The following is a 19977-nucleotide window of genomic DNA, read 5'->3' on the forward strand; positions in this document are numbered from 1 at the left end:
TTTACTCTGAATCTATTCTTTTAAAAGTTCACTAACTGACAAGTGTCAGGCTTAAATGCTTCTATTTACTCGCTTACTGCAGCAAGGATATCGTTTTCACGTAAAATTAAGTATTCAACACCCTGGTATTTCACTTCTGTACCAGCGTATTTTGAGAAGATAATACGATCACCTACAGCCACATCAAGTGCTACACGCTCACCGCTTTCAAGGACACGGCCAGTACCAACGGCAACAACTTTTCCTTCCTGAGGCTTTTCTTTCGCTGAATCCGGTAATACGATGCCGCTTGCAGTTTTTTCTTCTGACTCAACAAGCTCAATAATAATACGATCACCTAATGGTCTTAACAATTCAAACAACCTCCTCAAATATATGTAGTTTTCTTTATTAGCACTCTCCTCTGATGAGTGCTAACACAATTATTATAATAATGAATCTTAAAATCTTTTGCAAGTATGATGCATAAATTTTTACAAAGAAATTTTCTTTTCTACAACCTTATAAAGTATGTGAAAAAGCAGGCAATCTATACCTCCTTTTAAAAAGAAATTAAACAAACTTCTATATTAGGGGTTTCACTGCTCAGAAGCCTTTAATTTTGCGTAAACAGTACATCTAAATTGAAACCATTACAGTTTTAAGAGTAAAATAAATATTAGTGCTTATATTGATCCAGGATCCTATAACTATAAATAAAGGAGATTGTCATTTGAAAAAGGAATATTGGTGGGTCATTATTGTTTACATTGCTATGCAGTTTTCAAGTCTAGTGGGGCTCCCCATCTTAATCTTTGGCTTTAAACATTTCGATATCAGTCAAAGACTTGCTGTTCCTGTTTATCTGATTGCCAGTTTTTCGATCGCCTTAATCATTATCCTTCTTATTTTACGGAAGGAAATGAATACACGTAGTTTGGATGAGAAAGGGACTTCGTTTGGATATTCGGCAATGTGGGCAGTAGTAGGGGTATTTTTAGCTTTATTTGCCCAGTATGTTGCAGCTATAATCGAAAGCCTTTTAGGAATTAAAATGGGTTCGGAGAATACACAGGATATCCTCAAAATCATCGAAACCCTGCCGCTGGCAATCCTAGTAACAAGCATCATTGGTCCAATTCTAGAAGAAATCGTTTTTCGCAAAATTATTTTTGGTGCACTATATAAACGATATAATTTTTTCATCTCAGCATTAATTAGTTCCGTTATCTTCGCATTAGCCCACATGGAGCCTGTCCATATTTTACTTTACTCGGCGATGGGCTTTACGTTTGCATTTCTCTATGTCAGAACAAACCGTATTATTGTTCCGATCTTTGCTCATGTATCGATGAACACAATGGTTGTTTTGGTTCAATCTGTTTATAAAGATGATATTGAACGACTAAGACGAGAGGCGGAAGCGATTCAAAACTTTATCGGAGGCTTTCTATGAGACGTTCACCCTTGTTTTCCGGTTTTATCTACCTCTTTCTCGGTACCTTGTTTACCTACTTTGCCATCGACCATGTCCAAACAAGCGGCTGGGGATTCTTCGGTTACCTGCTCGTATTACTAGCCACCTTTGACTTTGGCTCCGGCGTCAAAATGATCCTATTTCATGTAAAGTATAAAAATAAAGTGAAAAGATAAGAAAAGGTGACAGGCACCATTGGTGCCTGTCACCTTTTCTATTATTTCGATGCTGCTTGTGTGTTTATTCTAAGACGGTCTTTGCCGAGGATGAAGATAAAGAGGAAGGCTATTCCTGCAGGGACTAGTGCCCATGTAAAGGTGTGGACGATGGAGCTTGAAAGGGCATCTGTGATTTTGTCTAAGATTTGCGGCGGGATGTGACTTCTGGCTTCTCCTGATAACAATGACCGCGAATCGCCAAACGGTTGCCCCTTCATCTGCCCCATTCCAGAAAAGGCCTCTTTCAGCCCCTCGTTGAGATTACTTCTTTGGATGGTTCCAAAAATGGTGATCCCAATCGTCATTCCAAGTGAACGTATAAAATTACTCGTAGAAGTAGCCGAACCTCTCTGCTCCATACCAAATGGGTGAATTGCCGCCATGCTTAACACCGAGAAGGAAAACCCAACTCCTAAGCCGATGACAATCATATAAACCGTTAATAATGCCCTGCTGGTTTCTGGGGAGATGCTGCTTAACAGCAAAAATCCGATAATCAAAATGATGCCAGATAAAAACATGATGTTCCGGTAACTCATCTTAGTCGTCAAAAATCCACCTGTTTGGGCCGTCACCACTGATCCAAGCATCATCGGTAATAAAATCAGGCCTGAATTCGTCGCTGTTCCGCCGTAGACCCCTTGCACAAAGATGGGAATATAAACAGTAGCTGCCATAAACGCCGCTCCATAAAATAAGCTGACAAGAGTACTTCCGGCAAACAGTCGGTTCTTAAACATCGTAAACGAAATGATTGGATCCTTTGCCTTTGTTTCAATATATAAAAAGAGTAAAAAAAGAACGGCGAAGCCCGCAAATAAGCTCCAAATAATACTAGAATCCCAATCATATTTCTGCCCGCCAAGCTCTAGGGCAAACATTAAACAAACAACGGACCCAATTAAAGTAATAGCCCCCCACCAATCGATTCTCTGTTTCTGGTGAATCGGCGATTCTTTGTAGGCAATCGAAACAAAAAACAAGGATAAGATTCCGAGTGGTAAATTGATATAGAAAATCCAATGCCAACTGATATGGTCCGTAATATAGGCCCCTAATAACGGACCGAAGATGCTGGATAATCCAAAAACAGCCCCAAACAATCCGCCCATTTTCCCACGTCTTTCAGGGGGAAATAAATCAAACATGATCGTAAAGGCAATCGGAACTAAGGCTCCGCCGCCTATGCCCTGAATGGCCCGGTAGATGCTTAGCTGTGTAATGGTTTCCGCAGTTCCGCATAAAGCAGAACCAATCATAAATAAGATCAACCCAAAGATGAAGAATTGTTTACGCCCATACATATCAGATAATTTCCCGAAGATTGGCATCCCGGCCATCTCTGCCACCATATAGGCTGAAACTACCCAGACAAAGCTTTCCAGCCCGCCAAGATCGCCAACAATGGTTCCCATTGCTGTCACAACAATCGTATTATCCATCGATGCCATCAGGATTCCCAGTAACAATCCTGCAACGACCAACCCTAATTTGCTTTCCTTTTTGGCCATTCTTTTACCCCTTTACACTTTTGTCTTAGATTTTATGGCTGACGATGAATCGCTTTTCAATTCCGTAGTATATTCAACAAGGCCTATTTGACAGCCGGGGCCAATTTTAACCGTATTACCGCGGACAACTTCAGCAGTTGTATTTTCTAAGTAAATATCATCACCCTCAATTACTTTGGCCGAAAGAGTTCCTTCCTCTCTTCCGAACGGGAGGATCGAGTTTTTCTTTCTTTTGACGATGATTTTGCCACCGCCTATTTCTTCCGCTGTGCTTTGGCCGAATCGCAGTGAAATCTTGACCTTGTCTGCTGTTAGTAATCCTTTGACGTCAAAACTGCCGCTGGAATCGAACGTTTCAAATTCCACGTCTCCTTTAACAGAGATACTTCCTTTGATGGTCGCCTCCTCTCCGCTTAACTTTTCACCAATTTCCAGCACACCAAATACCTTCATCTTCTTCAAACCGGCATTCCGGCCGACCAACATCGTTCCCATGACAAGCGAATCGTTTGCCGCCATATCCCCTTTAACCTCGGCCTCGCCCATAATTTTTACCGAACCGGTTTTCACATTATCTCTCGCCTCACTTGTGCCATACACATGAAAGGTGGAACATTCCACGTCATTTACAATGGTCCCTTCACCGCGGATGCTGATTTTATCATATATGCCGCCTGGGTAGCTTCCCGAACCATTAATTATTAAATTTTGTCCTTTGCCCATTCTTTTCCCCTCCTCCTACACCTTCTGAATATCGCCTACAACTGAATTTTTATCTTGAGAAAATTCATCCGTATATTCAACCACACCGATTTGACAATTCGGACCTATTTTCACTTGATGACCTCGGACCACCTTCGCCACGGTATTTTCCAGCACAATTTTGTCGCCCTCAATCAAATCCGTTTCCAATTGGTTTTTGAAAAAAGGTTTTAATATGGTGCCGATAATGGACCCCTTATGTTGTTTAACGGTAATGGTCTGCCCTCCTATTTCCTTTGCCCTGCAATCCCCATAAACCTCCACATCAATTTGCTCTGCATTTAGAAGCCCGCCAATTGTAAAGCGATATTTTCCTTTAAAACTCTCAGCTTCACAATCTTCACCCACTGTTAAAATACCATGAATGGTGATCTGTTCCGCTTTTACTTTACCTTCAACATTGACTTTTCCGGAGACCTTTACGTTTTTCACCGAAAGATTTTGGGCAACCTTGGCTGTCCCATCCACTTTCATCATCTCGCCCTCAATATTTCCATGGAACCGGGCATTTCCGTTAATTATTACATTTGTGGCTGCTACATTCCCCTTCAACGTTCCGGAGCCGTTACATTCTAATTCCTCACATTCGAGGTCACTATTTACTGTCCCGCTTCCATTCAGCGTAACCAAAGAAAAATGTCCCCCATTGGATGAACCAAGTCCATTAATGACCAGGTCCCCTCTTCGATTCGTTTCCATAGTCATTCTCCCTTATAATAATTTAGCTTTTATTTCTTCCATACATGTCATCATTGATAATACAGTGACCACTTTTGTTCCGGGTTCAAAATGAAAGGCCTCTGCATTAATCAGCAGCAGGCAAGAGGAAACGCCAAGCTTTCTTGTTATCACTAATTCACACTTCCTCTGTTTGATCAGCTGCGTATTGTCCTTTAAGACTTGAAGCAGCATTTTACCTTCATCTAAATTTATTTCCCCAGACTGTAAAAGTTTCTCTAATACATAAACTTCGAGCATTCTTGAAAAGGTAAACTGATGACTGCCTTTATCCATTTCCAAATAAATATCCATAACAGATGGTGAAACAATGTTACGTTTTATGAGGTCATCCTTTTCCAGCTTTAAATCACTAATATTAGGTGAAAACATATCTGCTAATTCATCCAAAGACAAATTATCCTTCATGGTCTGGATTTTATTAATCCGCTCTAAAATCTTTTCTTTTGGAAAGAACGTTTCCTGTCCTGTGAACGTGGATTTTCGGATAAACCACTCTTCCGGGATCAGATCCTTCCGCTTCCATCGATACAGCTGGCCGTAAGAAATACCGGCAAGATCCAGCAGCTCCTTTTTAGAAATTAACTCGTCGCTCATTTTAGATAACCCCTTTCTAAAATAGAATGTAACATAACACTGTTACGTTTGTAAAGAGACAAAAAAAGTGTTTCACTAATTTTTGTTAGTAAAACACCCTTTTATCATTATTCTTCTATTTCTTCTGTTGGATAATGTTTTAAGAAATAAACTAAAGACTGTAATTCCACTGCCAAGTCGATGTGATGAACTCTAATCGATGCAGGGACATTTAATCGTGCGGGCGTGAAGTTCAAAATCCCTTTTACTTCGGCTTTTGCCAGCCTGTCGGTAATCACTTGGGCAACAGGGGCTGGAACCGTAAGAATGACAACGGATATCTTTTGCTCTAAGAGCACCTTTTCGAGATCATCCATGTGATAAACAGGAACCTCCCGAACTTTTGCACCCATCTTTTCCGGATCGACATCAAAGGCAACCTCTATTTTGGTATTATTGTTTTTTAAAAAATTATAGTTCAAAAAGGCTGTTCCTAGATTACCAACCCCAATTAACGCAACCTTTGTTAGTTCATCTTGATCAAGTGTCTTACGGAAAAAGGTTAACAAATAATTGACATTGTAGCCGTACCCTTTCTTCCCCAAGGCCCCAAAGTATGAAAAATCTCGGCGAATCGTTGCACTGTCTACCTTTACCGCTTCACTTAGTTCCGCAGACGAAACTCTTTGTTTCCCGGAAGTATGCAGATTTTTTAAAAACCGATAATAGAGGGGCAGCCGTTTTGCTGTCGCCTGTGGTATCTTCATCGTTTCATTGCTCATAATCTCCCACACCCCATTCCAAAAATGTAAATATTACTTAACTTGTTCCGTTCTTTTAAAGTCTCCGTTTTTTCCGCCTGTTTTCTCAACTAAGTATGTCGGTCCAATGATCATACCTTTATCTACTGCTTTGCACATATCATAAACGGTTAAAGCGCAAATTGATGCCGCTGTGAGCGCTTCCATTTCAACACCTGTATTTCCTTTTGTTTTAACGGCTGCAGCAATATGCAATTGATGGCTCTCATTTTGGCCTTTTTCCCATGAAAAGGATATATTGACCCCTGTTAGTGGAATCGGGTGACACATTGGAATAATGTCCCATGTTTTTTTCGCAGCCATTACCGCTGCTACTTGTGCGACCGCTAAAACATCGCCTTTTTTCATTTCATGGTTTGATATCTTTTGAAAGATTTCATCACTTACAGTAATACTCGAATGAGCAAGAGCCGTTCGTGCGGTTTCGGGTTTGTCACTAACGTCCACCATTTTAGCTCTGCCTTCGTCATTGAAATGCGTAAATTCTGCCATAAAAAAATCCCCCTACGAAAAAATAATACACTATTTTTACCACAATGTGTGTGAAACTTTGAACGAATATGTATTTTTTCTTGAAAAAAGTGCCATAAATCCTCACTTTATTGCCGACCTTACGCTAATACGGTACACTATTTATATAGTAAAGACTGATTTGCTGCTTATATAAGTGAAAGGTTTCACTTTAAAGATGAAATGGGAATACAGCTTTTGTCTTATATTACCATGCGACATAATCCTTACGTTTTGTTTTTTTAATAGAGGTGAATATAAATGATTTTACTGCAAGTAAACCAACTGCAAAAATATTATGGGGCTGACCTTATTTTATCGAATATAAAGCTTGAATTACAAACCCGCGACCGCGTTGCCCTTGTCGGTCGGAATGGCGCTGGGAAATCCACGTTATTAAAGATTATTGCCGGACACCTGTCCCATGATGGCGGCGAGATTATTAAACCCAAGGATGTAACCATCGGTTATTTAGCGCAAAATACCGGCCTTGAATCAAATTTATCGATTTGGGATGAGATGTTAACCGTCTTTGAACCGCTTCGATTGATGGAAAAAAAGCTTCGTCAACTCGAAGAACAAATGGCCGACCCTGATATTTTTGAAGATAGTGCAAAATATGAGCGTATTTTAAAAGAATATGATCAGCTCCAGGTTAAATTTAAAGAGCAGGGCGGCTATCAATATGAAGCCGATATTCGCTCCGTCCTTTACGGGTTAAACTTTCACAACAGTTCACTGATGATTACAAGCTTAAGCGGAGGGCAAAAGACCCGGCTCGCTTTAGGAAAGCTGTTATTAACAAAACCTGATATTTTAATATTGGACGAGCCTACTAACCATCTTGACATCGATACCCTTTCCTGGCTGGAGCAATATTTACAGGGATATGATGGTGCCATTTTGATTGTTTCCCATGACCGTTATTTCTTAGACAAAGTTGTCACCCAAGTTTACGAAGTATCACGGAAACAAATCCAACGATTTACCGGCAACTATAGTGCCTACCTTGATCAAAAAGCAGCCAATTATGAGCGCGATATGAAACTCTATGAAAAACAGCAGCAAGAGGTTGCTAATCTGCAAGATTTTATCCACCGTAATCTTGCTAGGGCCTCTACGACGAAACGAGCCCAAAGCCGCCGTAAAAAGCTTGAAAAAATGGAGTTAATGGACCGGCCGCTTGGAGATGAGAAATCAGCTACCTTCTCCTTTGAAATTGAAAAACAAAGCGGCAATGATGTATTGACGATAGAATCCTTGGCTGTAGGGTATGAAGGTAAAAAGGTCTCGGAGGATATTTCGTTTCGGGCCTATAAAGGAGAAAGTATTGCATTAGTCGGACCCAATGGAATTGGGAAATCGACACTCTTAAAAACGATTATCAAGAAGCTGCCTCAACTGGCGGGTACCATCCTCTATGGGACCAATCTTGCAATTGGTTATTATGACCAGGAGCAAGCAGAATTAACCTCAAATAAGCGAGTGTTAAATGAATTATGGGACGACTATCCCTTAAAAAGCGAAAAGGAAATCCGGACAGTTCTAGGTAATTTCCTTTTTTCCGGTGACGACGTATTGAAAATTGTCTCAACCTTAAGCGGCGGCGAAAAAGCACGGCTCGCACTTGCCAAGCTTATGCTAGAAAAAGCCAATTTGCTTATTTTAGACGAGCCGACGAACCACCTCGACCTCGACAGCAAAGAAGTACTGGAAAATGCCTTGATTGATTATCCTGGTACCATCCTATTCGTCTCACATGATCGTTATTTCATAAACCGGATTGCGACTAAGGTGTTGGAGCTGAGTCCTAAGGGCAGCTTAGAGTATCTGGGGGATTATGATTATTATGTGGATAAGAAACTCGAACAGGAAGAACTAGCGGCACTCGCACAAGCAGACTCTGCTAAGAAAACCGCTGAGAAGGATTCAATCGAAAAAAATAGTTATCAACAGGATAAAGAGAGTAAAAAACTTGAACGCCAGCGAAAAAGACGATTAGATGAAGTGGAACAGCGAATTGAGGAACTTGAAGAGCAACTTCAAGCGTTTGAACAACAGTTATGTGATCCAGAGGTTTTTCAAGATCATGAAAAGGTATTAGATATTAATATTCAGAATGAAAAAGCAAAAACAGAACTGGAGCAGTTAATGGATGAATGGGCTGCGCTTGCCGAATAATGACGAAACCGGGGGTATTTTCCCGGTTTTTTTTTAACATGAAATTTAGTTGTCCACAAGGTTACGCACATTTTAAATAGTATTTATATAAACATTTGTTGCAGTTTTCCACAATATCCACAGTTATCCCCACTTTTATCCACAGTGTCCACAGATTGTTGATATCTATCCACAAATTGTGAATATTATATTTACTTTTCAGAATTTTTTATCCACAGGCAAGAAAAGCGCAGGCGCATTGTTCAGAAGCGTATGGCCTGGAGTGCTTCAACTGAGATAAAGGAAATTCGAAAAGCGTAAGCGCCTTGATCAGGGGCGACAGGCATAAGACGAGCCGGCGAGAAGGCTGCTCTCTAGCCTTCTTGACGGTTTGGCTTATGACCCCGAGCCCCTAGGCGCTGGAGATAGACAACACGAAGAGCGGCAGCGATTCGATGTTCACTTATCGTAGGGCGAAGCGCGAAGGACACTAGCCGCTAGGGCGCTGGAGCTGGACAATTCTCTGTTCTAAATACAAAAAAATCCTCCCGATTCGGAAGGACTATTCGTTATATAATTCGATATCAAGCCCAGGATTGGCATTAAGGTTCAAGCCAGCCCTGATTCCTTTTTCAAACATAACACTGCCGGCAGCAGCAATCATTGCTGCATTATCCGTACATAATGAAAGTGGAGGTATCACCAATTCAACCTCAGGGTGTTTTAAAAAGGTCTGTTCCAAGGTGGTTCTTAGTCCCTTATTGGCAGCAACGCCTCCTGCTACTAATAGCTGTTTAACTTGATACTCTGCAACAGCCCTCTCAGTCTTTTTCACAAGCACTTCAATGACACTTTCTTGAAAGCTTGCTGCTAAGTCCTCAGGGACAATGGTCTCTCCGCGCTGCTCTGCATTGTGGACCGTGTTGATAACAGCTGACTTTAAACCACTGAAACTAAAGTCGTATGATCCTTCCTCAAGCCATGCCCTTGGTAAGTCAATTGTCGGTTTACCTTCATGGGCCAGACGATCAATATGAGGGCCGCCTGGATAAGGCATATTCAAAGTTCTTGCAACCTTATCATACGCTTCACCAGCTGCATCGTCTCTTGTTTCACCAATCACTTTAAAGTGACCATGCTCCTTCATATAAACAAGCTCCGTATGCCCGCCAGAAACGACGAGGGCCAGGAGTGGAAATTTTAGTTCAGTTACCAATCTATTTGCATAAATATGCCCAGCGATATGGTGAACCGGCACCAATGGCTTGTTGTGAGCGAAGGCAAGGGCCTTAGCAGCATTTACCCCAATTAACAATGCGCCCACTAAACCTGGGCCCTCTGTAACGGCAATGGCATCTATTTCCGAAAATGTTAGCTTCGCTTGGCGCAGTGCCTCTTCTATTACGATGGTTATTTGTTCAACATGGTGACGAGAGGCTATTTCAGGGACAACCCCTCCAAATCTTTTATGACTCTCAATTTGCGATGCCACCACATTCGCTGCTATTTCACGGCCATTTTTTATAATCGCTACGGCGGTTTCATCGCAGCTAGTTTCAATTCCTACTATCCATAAATCTTTTTTCATAAGTTCACCCACATAATTAATGCATCTTCCTGATTATCGGAATAATAATTTTTTCGAATCCCGCCGTTTTGAAACCCGAATTTTCGGTAAAGGGATTGAGCGACATGGTTAGTCACACGGACTTCAAGTGTCATACTCCTTGCTCCCATTTCACGGGCTGTCGAAATTAGTTTTGTTAATAAAGCTTCGCCCAGTTTCTTGCCCCTATAGCCGGGGAGGATCGCTATATTGGTTACATGGGCCTCATCAATGACGATCCATGTGCCGCAATACCCAATGATTTTATTATCCTCCTCAAGGACGATATAAACAGCAAATTTATTATTGTGTATTTCATTGAAAAATGCCTCTCGACTCCATGGTGTGGTAAAGGAGGCCTGCTCTACTTCTAATACCTGGTCAATATCCTCTTCCCTCATAAAACGAAAAACATAAGAATCTACCATTTATCTCTAACCCTATCCATTTAGAATTTTTCCCTTTGCCTCCAGCCATTTTGCTTCAGCTTCTGCCAAGCGAATATAATTTGGAACAAAGGAATGTAAATCTTCTCCTGGTTTATCCTGCCCTAATGCCGCCAGCTCTGCTGGCCGAGGGTTGTGCTCTGTTATGCCGGCAAAGATAGCTTTATTTCCTAAAATCTCTTCGATTTTAACATGATGCAATGGTAAATCATTTCCGACGAATAAAATAGGTTTGTCCAATTCTTGTAGGCCAGCGGCCCAGTCAGCCAACATAACGAGCTGATCCTGCCTTACCGCTGCCAACTTACTGTTTTGATATTGATAGAGAGCTGTATATACCTGCCCTCTTCTAGCATCAAATAGTGGTGATACGTACCCATTAAAGTATCGCCCTGTACCGGCTGCTAATATTTCAAGACTGGAAATCCCAACAAGGGGTATGTTTAAGGTCCAGGCTAACGTTTTTGCTACGGTTACGCCTATTCTAACTCCTGTATAGGATCCAGGCCCTTTTGCAACCACTATCTTCGTTAAATCAGCAGGTACTCTGTCGCAATCCTTCATTAAGGTTTGGATTGCAGGCATTATTCGAACAGAGTGGTTTTTCTTTAAGTTGGTAATATATTCACCGAGCACCTGATTATCTTCTAACAGCGCTACTCCTAAAACATAATTAGAAGTATCTATCGCTAAAATGGTCATCTAAAATATCTCCTTACATAATTGCTCATATCTAGGTCCTTTAGGCTTCAAGACAATTTTCCGCTGATCCTGACCTTGATGGTATAAAAAGATTGTTAACAGTTCTTCTGGCAACTGCTCTTCAATCAGATGGGCCCATTCCACTACGGTAACTCCTTCACCTGCAAAGTATTCATCAAAGCCTAGATCTTCGTAAGCATCCGCTACTCGGTATACGTCCATATGATACAATGGAAGCCGTCCTCGATATTCTTTGATTATTGTAAATGTAGGGCTATTAACCGTCTTTTTTACTTCTAACCCCTTGGCTAAGCCTTTAGTAAACGTAGTTTTTCCAGCCCCTAGGTCGCCCTCAAGAGCAATGACGTCACCTGGCTGCAGATACTTCGCGAGTCTTTCCGCGAATTGCGAAGTATCCCTATCGTTTGATGTCGTTAATTCAAATTCCTTCATCCAATCACCTAACTTTACCATAACAATTCTTTATTTTCATTTTACCCTTATTTAGGCATAAAAAAAACCTTAGGATGCTTCCTAAGGATGAATACCTATGTTGTTTATAAGAATTTGGGCTTTAATGCAAAAAGAGGACGGTTCTCTATGTTAGACAGACCCCCGAATTAATCCCTGATTCTTACCATCAGGATCATCCAAAGATTTGGCTTTGAATTTGTACCTCATCAGGGGACGAAGTACCGTTTACATGGTTTCACTCTTGTTCTTGGTTATAAATAGACCAACTGCTCTATTGGACAAATTCAAAGGATATATTAAAAAACTGTCCAATAGAACCTCTTTATTGGACAATATCATCAAATTTCTTAGGTTAAATGTCCATTGGATCCTCTCTAATGGACATTTTCTTCAAAGCTCTTTGAAAATTTGTCCATTAGATGCAACTCTATTAGATAAATCTTTCCCATTTCCTAATAGAATGTCCATTAGAACATTCCTATTGGACAAATTCATCGGACTTTAAAAAATCGTCCATTAAAGATAAACAGGTCGGTTTAAGAAAGATGAAGGAAGGTGTGGTTTATCTTTAGAATTTTAAGAGTCTTCTTTAAAAAATGTTCATAAAGGTATTTCACTTTTTACTCTGTATTTTAAGGCAAAAAAAAAGACGAAACCATGTTTCGACTAGTTTTAATAAATATGGCGGTCTGGACGGGACTCGAACCCGCGACCTCCTGCGTGACAGGCAGGCATTCTAACCAACTGAACTACCAGACCAAATTGCGGGGGCAGGATTTGAACCTACGACCTTCGGGTTATGAGCCCGACGAGCTACCAGACTGCTCCACCCCGCGATAATAAAAGTTATAAAGTTTGGAATATGCTCCATGTTTTGTTACTGACTGTCCCCATCTCAGAAAGCTTATTCAAGCAGCAGCTCGATGGGTACAACTCGCAGATTATTCATTGTAGCAACGCTCGTTGCTTCACCCCGCGATAATAAAATTTTTTAAAATAAACAGCCCGGCAACGTCCTACTCTCACAGGGACAAAGTCCCAACTACCATCGGCGCTGAGAAGCTTAACTTCCGTGTTCGGTATGGGAACGGGTGTGACCTTCTCGCCATAATTGCCAGACTATTTAATTAGAGAGATCGTTCTCTCAAAACTAGATAATGTGTAGAAGAAGTAAAAACGAGTTCGCCTTATAGACTATGGTTAAGTCCTCGATCGATTAGTATCAGTCAGCTCCACATGTCGCCACGCTTCCACCTCTGACCTATCAACCTGATCATCTTTCAGGGATCTTACTAGCTTGACGCTATGGGAAATCTCATCTTGAGGGGGGCTTCATGCTTAGATGCTTTCAGCACTTATCCCGTCCGCACATAGCTACCCAGCGATGCCTTTGGCAAGACAACTGGTACACCAGCGGTGCGTCCATCCCGGTCCTCTCGTACTAAGGACAGCTCCTCTCAAATTTCCTGCGCCCACGACGGATAGGGACCGAACTGTCTCACGACGTTCTGAACCCAGCTCGCGTACCGCTTTAATGGGCGAACAGCCCAACCCTTGGGACCGACTACAGCCCCAGGATGCGATGAGCCGACATCGAGGTGCCAAACCTCCCCGTCGATGTGGACTCTTGGGGGAGATAAGCCTGTTATCCCCGGGGTAGCTTTTATCCGTTGAGCGATGGCCCTTCCATGCGGAACCACCGGATCACTAAGCCCGACTTTCGTCCCTGCTCGACTTGTAGGTCTCGCAGTCAAGCTCCCTTGTGCCTTTACACTCTACGAATGATTTCCAACCATTCTGAGGGAACCTTTGGGCGCCTCCGTTACTCTTTAGGAGGCGACCGCCCCAGTCAAACTGCCCACCTGACACTGTCTCCCACCCCGATAAGGGGTGCGGGTTAGAATTTCAATACAGCCAGGGTAGTATCCCACCGACGCCTCCACCGAAGCTGGCGCTCCGGCTTCTCAGGCTCCTACCTATCCTGTACAAGCTGTACCAAAATTCAATATCAGGCTACAGTAAAGCTCCACGGGGTCTTTCCGTCCTGTCGCGGGTAACCTGCATCTTCACAGGTACTATAATTTCACCGAGTCTCTCGTTGAGACAGTGCCCAGATCGTTACGCCTTTCGTGCGGGTCGGAACTTACCCGACAAGGAATTTCGCTACCTTAGGACCGTTATAGTTACGGCCGCCGTTTACTGGGGCTTCGATTCAGAGCTTCGCGTGAGCTAACCCCTCCTCTTAACCTTCCAGCACCGGGCAGGCGTCAGCCCCTATACTTCGCCTTGCGGCTTCGCAGAGACCTGTGTTTTTGCTAAACAGTCGCCTGGGCCTATTCACTGCGGCTCTTCGAGGCTATGAACCCCAAAGAGCACCCCTTCTCCCGAAGTTACGGGGTCATTTTGCCGAGTTCCTTAACGAGAGTTCTCTCGCTCACCTTAGGATTCTCTCCTCGCCTACCTGTGTCGGTTTGCGGTACGGGCACCTTTTATCTCGCTAGAGGCTTTTCTTGGCAGTGTGGAATCAGGAACTTCGGTACTATATTTCCCTCGCTGTCACAGCTCAGCCTTCGCGAGAAGCGGATTTTCCTGCTTCTCAGCCTAACTGCTTAGACACACATATCCAACAGTGCGCTTACCCTATCCTCCTGCGTCCCCCCATCACTCAAACGATAAAGAGGTGGTACAGGAATATCAACCTGTTGTCCATCGCCTACGCCTTTCGGCCTCGGCTTAGGTCCCGACTAACCCTGAGCGGACGAGCCTTCCTCAGGAAACCTTAGGCATTCGGTGGATGAGATTCTCACTCATCTTTCGCTACTCATACCGGCATTCTCACTTCTAAGCGCTCCACCAGTCCTTACGGTCTAGCTTCAACGCCCTTAGAACGCTCTCCTACCACTGACACCAACGGTGTCAATCCACAGCTTCGGTGATACGTTTAGCCCCGGTACATTTTCGGCGCAGAGTCACTCGACCAGTGAGCTATTACGCACTCTTTAAATGGTGGCTGCTTCTAAGCCAACATCCTGGTTGTCTAAGCAACTCCACATCCTTTTCCACTTAACGTATACTTTGGGACCTTAGCTGGTGGTCTGGGCTGTTTCCCTTTTGACTACGGATCTTATCACTCGCAGTCTGACTCCCACGGATAAGTCTTTGGCATTCGGAGTTTGTCTGAATTCGGTAACCCGATGAGGGCCCCTAGTCCAAACAGTGCTCTACCTCCAAGACTCTTACTACGTGAGGCTAGCCCTAAAGCTATTTCGGAGAGAACCAGCTATCTCCAAGTTCGATTGGAATTTCTCCGCTACCCACACCTCATCCCCGCACTTTTCAACGTGCGTGGGTTCGGGCCTCCATCCAGTGTTACCTGGACTTCACCCTGGACATGGGTAGATCACCTGGTTTCGGGTCTACGACCACATACTAAATACGCCCTATTCAGACTCGCTTTCGCTGCGGCTCCGTCTCTTCAACTTAACCTTGCATGTAATCGTAACTCGCCGGTTCATTCTACAAAAGGCACGCTATCACCCATTAACGGGCTCTAACTACTTGTAGGCACACGGTTTCAGGAACTATTTCACTCCCCTTCCGGGGTGCTTTTCACCTTTCCCTCACGGTACTGGTTCACTATCGGTCACTAGGGAGTATTTAGCCTTGGGAGATGGTCCTCCCTGCTTCCGACCGGATTTCACGTGTCCGGCCGTACTCAGGATCCACTCAGGAGGGAACGAAGTTTCAACTACAGGGCTTTTACCTTCTATGACGGGCCTTTCCAGACCGCTTCATCTACCCCGTTCCTTTGTAACTCCATGTAGAGTGTCCTACAACCCCAAGAGGCAAGCCTCTTGGTTTGGGCTAATCCCGTTTCGCTCGCCGCTACTTAGGGAATCGCGTTTGCTTTCTCTTCCTCCGGGTACTTAGATGTTTCAGTTCCCCGGGTCTGCCATCAATACCCTATGTATTCAGGTAAAGATACTGCTCCATTACGAGCAGTGGGTTTCCCCATTCGGAAATCTCCGGATCAAAGCTTACTTACAGCTCCCCGAAGCATATCGGTGTTAGTCCCGTCCTTCATCGGCTCCTAGTGCCAAGGCATTCACCGTGCGCCCTTTCTAACTTAACCTAAAAGGTTTACTCTATTTAAAATAGAGAGAAAAACTAAAATGGCGATTTTACTCGGTTTTTACTTGGTTTCTTCTATACGATTATCTAGTTTTCAAAGAACGAATATACTCTTGAGAGATTGTACTCTCAAAACTAAACAAACAAAAAACGGTCAACTTCTTATCAGTCCATAAGGACTGCATTATCCTTAGAAAGGAGGTGATCCAGCCGCACCTTCCGATACGGCTACCTTGTTACGACTTCACCCCAATCATCTGTCCCACCTTAGGCGGCTGGCTCCTTACGGTTACCCCACCGACTTCGGGTGTTACAAACTCTCGTGGTGTGACGGGCGGTGTGTACAAGGCCCGGGAACGTATTCACCGCGGCATGCTGATCTGCGATTACTAGCGATTCCGGCTTCATGTAGGCGAGTTGCAGCCTACAATCCGAACTGAGAATGGTTTTATGGGATTGGCTAGGCCTCGCGGCTTTGCTGCCCTTTGTACCATCCATTGTAGCACGTGTGTAGCCCAGGTCATAAGGGGCATGATGATTTGACGTCATCCCCACCTTCCTCCGGTTTGTCACCGGCAGTCACCTTAGAGTGCCCAACTGAATGCTGGCAACTAAGATCAAGGGTTGCGCTCGTTGCGGGACTTAACCCAACATCTCACGACACGAGCTGACGACAACCATGCACCACCTGTCACTCTGTCCCCCGAAGGGGAAATTCCTATCTCTAGGAGTGTCAGAGGATGTCAAGACCTGGTAAGGTTCTTCGCGTTGCTTCGAATTAAACCACATGCTCCACCGCTTGTGCGGGCCCCCGTCAATTCCTTTGAGTTTCAGCCTTGCGGCCGTACTCCCCAGGCGGAGTGCTTAATGCGTTAGCTGCAGCACTAAAGGGCGGAAACCCTCTAACACTTAGCACTCATCGTTTACGGCGTGGACTACCAGGGTATCTAATCCTGTTTGCTCCCCACGCTTTCGCGCCTCAGCGTCAGTTACAGACCAGAAAGCCGCCTTCGCCACTGGTGTTCCTCCACATCTCTACGCATTTCACCGCTACACGTGGAATTCCGCTTTCCTCTTCTGCACTCAAGTCCCCCAGTTTCCAATGACCCTCCACGGTTGAGCCGTGGGCTTTCACATCAGACTTAAAGGACCGCCTGCGCGCGCTTTACGCCCAATAATTCCGGACAACGCTTGCCACCTACGTATTACCGCGGCTGCTGGCACGTAGTTAGCCGTGGCTTTCTGGTTAGGTACCGTCAAGGTACCGGCAGTTACTCCGGTACTTGTTCTTCCCTAACAACAGAGCTTTACGACCCGAAGGCCTTCATCGCTCACGCGGCGTTGCTCCATCAGACTTTCGTCCATTGTGGAAGATTCCCTACTGCTGCCTCCCGTAGGAGTCTGGGCCGTGTCTCAGTCCCAGTGTGGCCGATCACCCTCTCAGGTCGGCTACGCATCGTCGCCTTGGTGAGCCGTTACCTCACCAACTAGCTAATGCGCCGCGGGCCCATCTGTAAGTGTCAGCCGAAACCGACTTTCAGCTTTCCCTCATGAGAGGAAAAGGATTATCCGGTATTAGCACCGGTTTCCCGGTGTTATCCCAGTCTTACAGGCAGGTTGCCCACGTGTTACTCACCCGTCCGCCGCTAACCAACAGGAGCAAGCTCCTATTGATTCGCTCGACTTGCATGTATTAGGCACGCCGCCAGCGTTCGTCCTGAGCCAGGATCAAACTCTCCAAGAAAGTTGATTAGCTCATTTTGTTACGTTGGCTTCATTTCGTAAGAAATGAATATTATTGTTTGTTGACGTTTTTGTTTGTTTAGTTTTCAAAGAACAATTTGGAGCGGGTGATGGGAATCGAACCCACTACATCAGCTTGGAAGGCTGAGGTTTTACCAGTAAACTACACCCGCATAATATGAATTTTGAATGGTCGGGAAGACAGGATTCGAACCTGCGACCCCTTGGTCCCAAACCAAGTGCTCTACCAAGCTGAGCTACTTCCCGTATATATGGCGCGCCCGAAAGGAGTCGAACCCATAACCTTCTGATCCGTAGTCAGACGCTCTATCCAATTGAGCTACGGGCGCATTTTGTTAAGCAACTTTTAAAGTATAACAAATCCAATTGAGATTGTCAATAACTTTTTTTGGTGCGGCCGAGAGGACTTGAACCTCCACGGGGTTGCCCCCACTAGGCCCTCAACCTAGCGCGTCTGCCATTCCGCCACGACCGCATTTATTTAGCGACAGAATCAATAATAACATCTAACTCCATCTATTTCAAGAGGAAATTAATGGTGCGGGTGAAGGGAGTCGAACCCCCACGCCTTGCGGCGCCAGATCCTAAGTCTGGTGCGTCTGCCAATTCCGCCACACCCGCATATGATAATCGAATGGTGAGCCATGAAGGACTCGAACCTTCGACCCTCTGATTAAAAGTCAGATGCTCTACCAACTGAGCTAATGGCTCATTCTAAGATGATTTCCTAAAACTGATTTGTGGTAGATCAAACGCCCTCTTCTTCGCAGACTCGCTCGTTGCTCTACCGACTGAGCTACTGGCTCATTCTAAGATAAAAAATCACAAATGGCTGGGCTAGCTGGATTCGAACCAACGCATGTCGCAGTCAAAGTGCGATGCCTTACCGCTTGGCTATAGCCCAATAAGGTTTTAAAATTTAAGAAACAGGAAATGAAACAGAGTCACTCCCCGTCCCTGATGACCCCTACGGGATTCGAACCCGTGTTACCGCCGTGAAAGGGCGGTGTCTTAACCGCTTGACCAAGGGGCCGAAACAAAAAATATATGGCGGAGAAGGAGGGATTTGAACCCTCGCGCCGGTCACCCGACCTACACCCTTAGCAGGGGCGCCTCTTCAGCCTCTTGAGTACTTCCCCATATAAATGGCTCCGCAGGTAGGACTCGAACCTACGACCGATCGGTTAACAGCCGATAGCTCTACCACTGAGCTACTGCGGAATAGTCAACATTATCTTTTCAATAAGGCATTTGCCCTATCGACTCTTTACATTATAAAGACCTATAACTATAAAGTCAATATTATTTTACATAAAGATTTTAACCATATTATCACAGAATTATAATTGAATTTCTTTAACTTTTAACAATTTCCCTCTGCACTTCCCACATACGTACTTTGAAGTATTAATACTTCTTTTTCTTTGATACGTAAGCTGACAGTTTGAGCATTGATAAATTAGTACTTTTTTTGCTGTTTGTTTTGCCTTCCTTTCAGGCAGCTGATTGCAAAATCGGGGTCCTCCTACCTTTTTTAATAAAAGCTTAAAATCTTGGTCCTTGTGCTGATATCCTCTGCCTTCAAGATGGAGGTGATAATGGCAGAGCTCGTGCTTGATGATACCAATTAACTCCTTTTCACCAAGCTGTTCTAGATACTTTTTATTAATTTCAATATTATGAGTGCCTAAAAGATATCTTCCCCCGGTTGATCGTAACCTCGGATTAAACAATGCCATATGTTTAAACGGTTTACTAAAGAAATCAAGAGATATCTTTTCTACTAATAATTGCAGTTCCCGCTGCTCCATTTTTACAGTTCCCCACTTTCCAGCGAACATGACAACCTATTATAGCATATATTGTATATACCTTTAATGAATGATGTACTTTTCGGGAGGTTTTACACTATGCCAACTTGGTTACAAAACCAAATGAAAAGGGCTTTCTATGAGAAGGACCGCTATCAGATTAAGCTGCTAAACCAGTGCTGGTTTTTTTACAGAAAAAAACACTGCTCCTAAAAGCAGTGTTCCTCTAATTACGGCGCCTCTAGTCCCCGAGCCTCTCTCGGGGCCAAAGGCGCTTTCCCTATCTTAATC

General features: G+C 44.0%; 16 protein-coding genes, 12 tRNA genes and 3 rRNA genes. 4 read left to right on the forward strand and 27 right to left on the reverse strand.

Annotated elements, in window-relative coordinates; genetic code table 11:
- Positions 1 to 65 precede the first annotated feature (65 nt).
- Positions 66 to 353, reverse strand: coding sequence for a co-chaperone GroES (gene groES, locus ACZ9EE_RS14585; RefSeq protein WP_476028144.1), 288 nt, complete (start codon positions 351 to 353; stop codon positions 66 to 68).
- A gap of 359 nt (positions 354 to 712) precedes the next feature.
- On the opposite strand from groES, the gene ACZ9EE_RS14590 reads away from it, so the two are divergent.
- Together ACZ9EE_RS14590 and ACZ9EE_RS14595 are read left to right on the forward strand one after the other, a co-directional pair.
- Complete coding sequence (locus tag ACZ9EE_RS14590; protein WP_476028146.1) at positions 713 to 1435, forward strand: lysostaphin resistance A-like protein; 723 nt, start codon at positions 713 to 715, stop codon at positions 1433 to 1435.
- On the forward strand, positions 1432 to 1632 hold the full coding sequence (locus ACZ9EE_RS14595) for a YdiK family protein (RefSeq protein ID WP_476028148.1): 201 nt from the start codon (positions 1432 to 1434) through the stop codon (positions 1630 to 1632). The genes ACZ9EE_RS14590 and ACZ9EE_RS14595 overlap by 4 nt, the downstream gene beginning before the upstream one ends.
- Before the next feature lie 41 nt (positions 1633 to 1673).
- On the opposite strand, the gene ACZ9EE_RS14600 is transcribed toward ACZ9EE_RS14595, so the two are convergent.
- The 6 genes from ACZ9EE_RS14600 to moaC form a co-directional block, all read right to left on the reverse strand.
- A complete protein-coding gene (locus ACZ9EE_RS14600; protein ID WP_476028150.1) occupies positions 1674 to 3185 on the reverse strand; it encodes an MDR family MFS transporter in 1512 nt (503 codons plus the stop codon).
- 12 nt (positions 3186 to 3197) lie between these two features.
- Entirely contained in the window at positions 3198 to 3908 is a 711-nt protein-coding gene (locus ACZ9EE_RS14605; protein WP_476028152.1) for a cytoplasmic protein, read from the reverse strand.
- A 15-nt stretch (positions 3909 to 3923) separates the two neighbouring features.
- Complete coding sequence (locus tag ACZ9EE_RS14610; protein ID WP_476028154.1) at positions 3924 to 4646, reverse strand: polymer-forming cytoskeletal protein; 723 nt, start codon at positions 4644 to 4646, stop codon at positions 3924 to 3926.
- Positions 4647 to 4658: 12 nt separating this feature from the next.
- Positions 4659 to 5282, reverse strand: coding sequence for a YhbD family protein (locus tag ACZ9EE_RS14615; protein WP_476028156.1), 624 nt, complete (start codon positions 5280 to 5282; stop codon positions 4659 to 4661).
- 107 nt (positions 5283 to 5389) lie between these two features.
- On the reverse strand, positions 5390 to 6043 hold the full coding sequence (locus ACZ9EE_RS14620) for a redox-sensing transcriptional repressor Rex (RefSeq protein ID WP_476032960.1): 654 nt from the start codon (positions 6041 to 6043) through the stop codon (positions 5390 to 5392).
- Between the two features lie 33 nt (positions 6044 to 6076).
- The gene (gene moaC, locus ACZ9EE_RS14625) at positions 6077 to 6574 is read right to left on the reverse strand and encodes a cyclic pyranopterin monophosphate synthase MoaC (protein WP_476028158.1); all 498 of its coding nucleotides are present in this window, start codon (positions 6572 to 6574) and stop codon (positions 6077 to 6079) included.
- A 279-nt stretch (positions 6575 to 6853) separates the two neighbouring features.
- Between moaC and ACZ9EE_RS14630 the strand changes: the two genes are divergently transcribed.
- The gene (locus ACZ9EE_RS14630) at positions 6854 to 8773 is read left to right on the forward strand and encodes an ABC-F family ATP-binding cassette domain-containing protein (RefSeq protein ID WP_476028160.1); all 1920 of its coding nucleotides are present in this window, start codon (positions 6854 to 6856) and stop codon (positions 8771 to 8773) included.
- 541 nt (positions 8774 to 9314) lie between these two features.
- Here ACZ9EE_RS14630 and tsaD read toward each other — a convergent pair.
- From tsaD to ACZ9EE_RS14730, 20 genes are all read right to left on the reverse strand, one after another.
- On the reverse strand, positions 9315 to 10340 hold the full coding sequence (gene tsaD / locus ACZ9EE_RS14635; protein ID WP_476028162.1) for a tRNA (adenosine(37)-N6)-threonylcarbamoyltransferase complex transferase subunit TsaD: 1026 nt from the start codon (positions 10338 to 10340) through the stop codon (positions 9315 to 9317).
- Complete coding sequence (rimI, locus tag ACZ9EE_RS14640) at positions 10337 to 10786, reverse strand: ribosomal protein S18-alanine N-acetyltransferase (RefSeq protein ID WP_476028164.1); 450 nt, start codon at positions 10784 to 10786, stop codon at positions 10337 to 10339. Before rimI ends, tsaD begins: the two co-directional genes overlap by 4 nt.
- Positions 10787 to 10798: 12 nt before the next feature.
- Complete coding sequence (tsaB, locus tag ACZ9EE_RS14645) at positions 10799 to 11506, reverse strand: tRNA (adenosine(37)-N6)-threonylcarbamoyltransferase complex dimerization subunit type 1 TsaB (RefSeq protein WP_476028166.1); 708 nt, start codon at positions 11504 to 11506, stop codon at positions 10799 to 10801.
- Positions 11507 to 11959 (reverse strand): tRNA (adenosine(37)-N6)-threonylcarbamoyltransferase complex ATPase subunit type 1 TsaE, encoded by a 453-nt coding sequence (gene tsaE, locus ACZ9EE_RS14650; RefSeq protein ID WP_476032961.1) that lies wholly within the window; start codon positions 11957 to 11959, stop codon positions 11507 to 11509. It abuts the gene before it with no gap.
- 703 nt (positions 11960 to 12662) lie between these two features.
- A tRNA-Asp gene (locus tag ACZ9EE_RS14655) sits at positions 12663 to 12739 on the reverse strand.
- A gap of 3 nt (positions 12740 to 12742) precedes the next feature.
- Positions 12743 to 12816 (reverse strand) — tRNA-Met (locus ACZ9EE_RS14660).
- Positions 12817 to 12983: 167 nt separating this feature from the next.
- Positions 12984 to 13099, reverse strand: a 5S ribosomal RNA gene (gene rrf, locus ACZ9EE_RS14665).
- A gap of 77 nt (positions 13100 to 13176) precedes the next feature.
- Positions 13177 to 16112 (reverse strand): 23S ribosomal RNA (locus ACZ9EE_RS14670).
- 193 nt (positions 16113 to 16305) lie between these two features.
- Positions 16306 to 17855: ribosomal RNA gene (locus ACZ9EE_RS14675) — 16S ribosomal RNA — on the reverse strand.
- Together the 16S, 23S and 5S rRNA genes with 12 tRNA genes alongside form the textbook arrangement of a ribosomal RNA operon.
- A 98-nt stretch (positions 17856 to 17953) precedes the next feature.
- Positions 17954 to 18027, reverse strand: a tRNA-Gly gene (locus tag ACZ9EE_RS14680).
- Positions 18028 to 18044: 17 nt separating this feature from the next.
- A tRNA-Pro gene (locus ACZ9EE_RS14685) sits at positions 18045 to 18121 on the reverse strand.
- A gap of 6 nt (positions 18122 to 18127) precedes the next feature.
- Positions 18128 to 18204: transfer RNA gene (locus ACZ9EE_RS14690), tRNA-Arg, on the reverse strand.
- Positions 18205 to 18264: 60 nt separating this feature from the next.
- Positions 18265 to 18350 (reverse strand) — tRNA-Leu (locus tag ACZ9EE_RS14695).
- A gap of 61 nt (positions 18351 to 18411) precedes the next feature.
- Positions 18412 to 18496, reverse strand: a tRNA-Leu gene (locus tag ACZ9EE_RS14700).
- Between the two features lie 14 nt (positions 18497 to 18510).
- Positions 18511 to 18586, reverse strand: a tRNA-Lys gene (locus ACZ9EE_RS14705).
- A 118-nt stretch (positions 18587 to 18704) separates the two neighbouring features.
- Positions 18705 to 18779 (reverse strand) — tRNA-Gln (locus tag ACZ9EE_RS14710).
- Positions 18780 to 18836: 57 nt separating this feature from the next.
- A tRNA-Glu gene (locus ACZ9EE_RS14715) sits at positions 18837 to 18908 on the reverse strand.
- A gap of 15 nt (positions 18909 to 18923) precedes the next feature.
- A tRNA-Ser gene (locus ACZ9EE_RS14720) sits at positions 18924 to 19014 on the reverse strand.
- Positions 19015 to 19021: 7 nt separating this feature from the next.
- Positions 19022 to 19096 (reverse strand) — tRNA-Asn (locus ACZ9EE_RS14725).
- A 119-nt stretch (positions 19097 to 19215) separates the two neighbouring features.
- On the reverse strand, positions 19216 to 19686 hold the full coding sequence (locus ACZ9EE_RS14730; RefSeq protein ID WP_476028168.1) for a SprT family protein: 471 nt from the start codon (positions 19684 to 19686) through the stop codon (positions 19216 to 19218).
- A gap of 99 nt (positions 19687 to 19785) precedes the next feature.
- Between ACZ9EE_RS14730 and cmpA the strand changes: the two genes are divergently transcribed.
- Positions 19786 to 19899, forward strand: a complete 114-nt coding sequence (gene cmpA, locus ACZ9EE_RS14735) for a cortex morphogenetic protein CmpA (RefSeq protein ID WP_007083554.1) — start codon at positions 19786 to 19788, stop codon at positions 19897 to 19899.
- Positions 19900 to 19977 lie beyond the last annotated feature (78 nt).

The sequence above is a fragment of the Bacillus sp. URHA0034 genome, assembly GCF_056280405.1.

Coding starts and splice junctions, on each gene's coding strand:
- ACZ9EE_RS14595 (WP_476028148.1), top strand. CDS start 1,432: ATGAGACGTTCACCCTTGTTTTCCGGTTTTATCTACCTCTTTCTCGGT.
- ACZ9EE_RS14600 (WP_476028150.1), bottom strand. CDS start 3,185: ATGGCCAAAAAGGAAAGCAAATTAGGGTTGGTCGTTGCAGGATTGTTA.
- ACZ9EE_RS14605 (WP_476028152.1), bottom strand. CDS start 3,908: ATGGGCAAAGGACAAAATTTAATAATTAATGGTTCGGGAAGCTACCCA.
- ACZ9EE_RS14610 (WP_476028154.1), bottom strand. CDS start 4,646: ATGGAAACGAATCGAAGAGGGGACCTGGTCATTAATGGACTTGGTTCA.
- ACZ9EE_RS14615 (WP_476028156.1), bottom strand. CDS start 5,282: ATGAGCGACGAGTTAATTTCTAAAAAGGAGCTGCTGGATCTTGCCGGT.
- ACZ9EE_RS14620 (WP_476032960.1), bottom strand. CDS start 6,043: ATGAGCAATGAAACGATGAAGATACCACAGGCGACAGCAAAACGGCTG.
- moaC (WP_476028158.1), bottom strand. CDS start 6,574: ATGGCAGAATTTACGCATTTCAATGACGAAGGCAGAGCTAAAATGGTG.
- ACZ9EE_RS14630 (WP_476028160.1), top strand. CDS start 6,854: ATGATTTTACTGCAAGTAAACCAACTGCAAAAATATTATGGGGCTGAC.
- tsaD (WP_476028162.1), bottom strand. CDS start 10,340: ATGAAAAAAGATTTATGGATAGTAGGAATTGAAACTAGCTGCGATGAA.
- rimI (WP_476028164.1), bottom strand. CDS start 10,786: ATGGTAGATTCTTATGTTTTTCGTTTTATGAGGGAAGAGGATATTGAC.
- tsaB (WP_476028166.1), bottom strand. CDS start 11,506: ATGACCATTTTAGCGATAGATACTTCTAATTATGTTTTAGGAGTAGCG.
- tsaE (WP_476032961.1), bottom strand. CDS start 11,959: ATGAAGGAATTTGAATTAACGACATCAAACGATAGGGATACTTCGCAA.
- ACZ9EE_RS14730 (WP_476028168.1), bottom strand. CDS start 19,686: ATGGAGCAGCGGGAACTGCAATTATTAGTAGAAAAGATATCTCTTGAT.
- cmpA (WP_007083554.1), top strand. CDS start 19,786: ATGCCAACTTGGTTACAAAACCAAATGAAAAGGGCTTTCTATGAGAAG.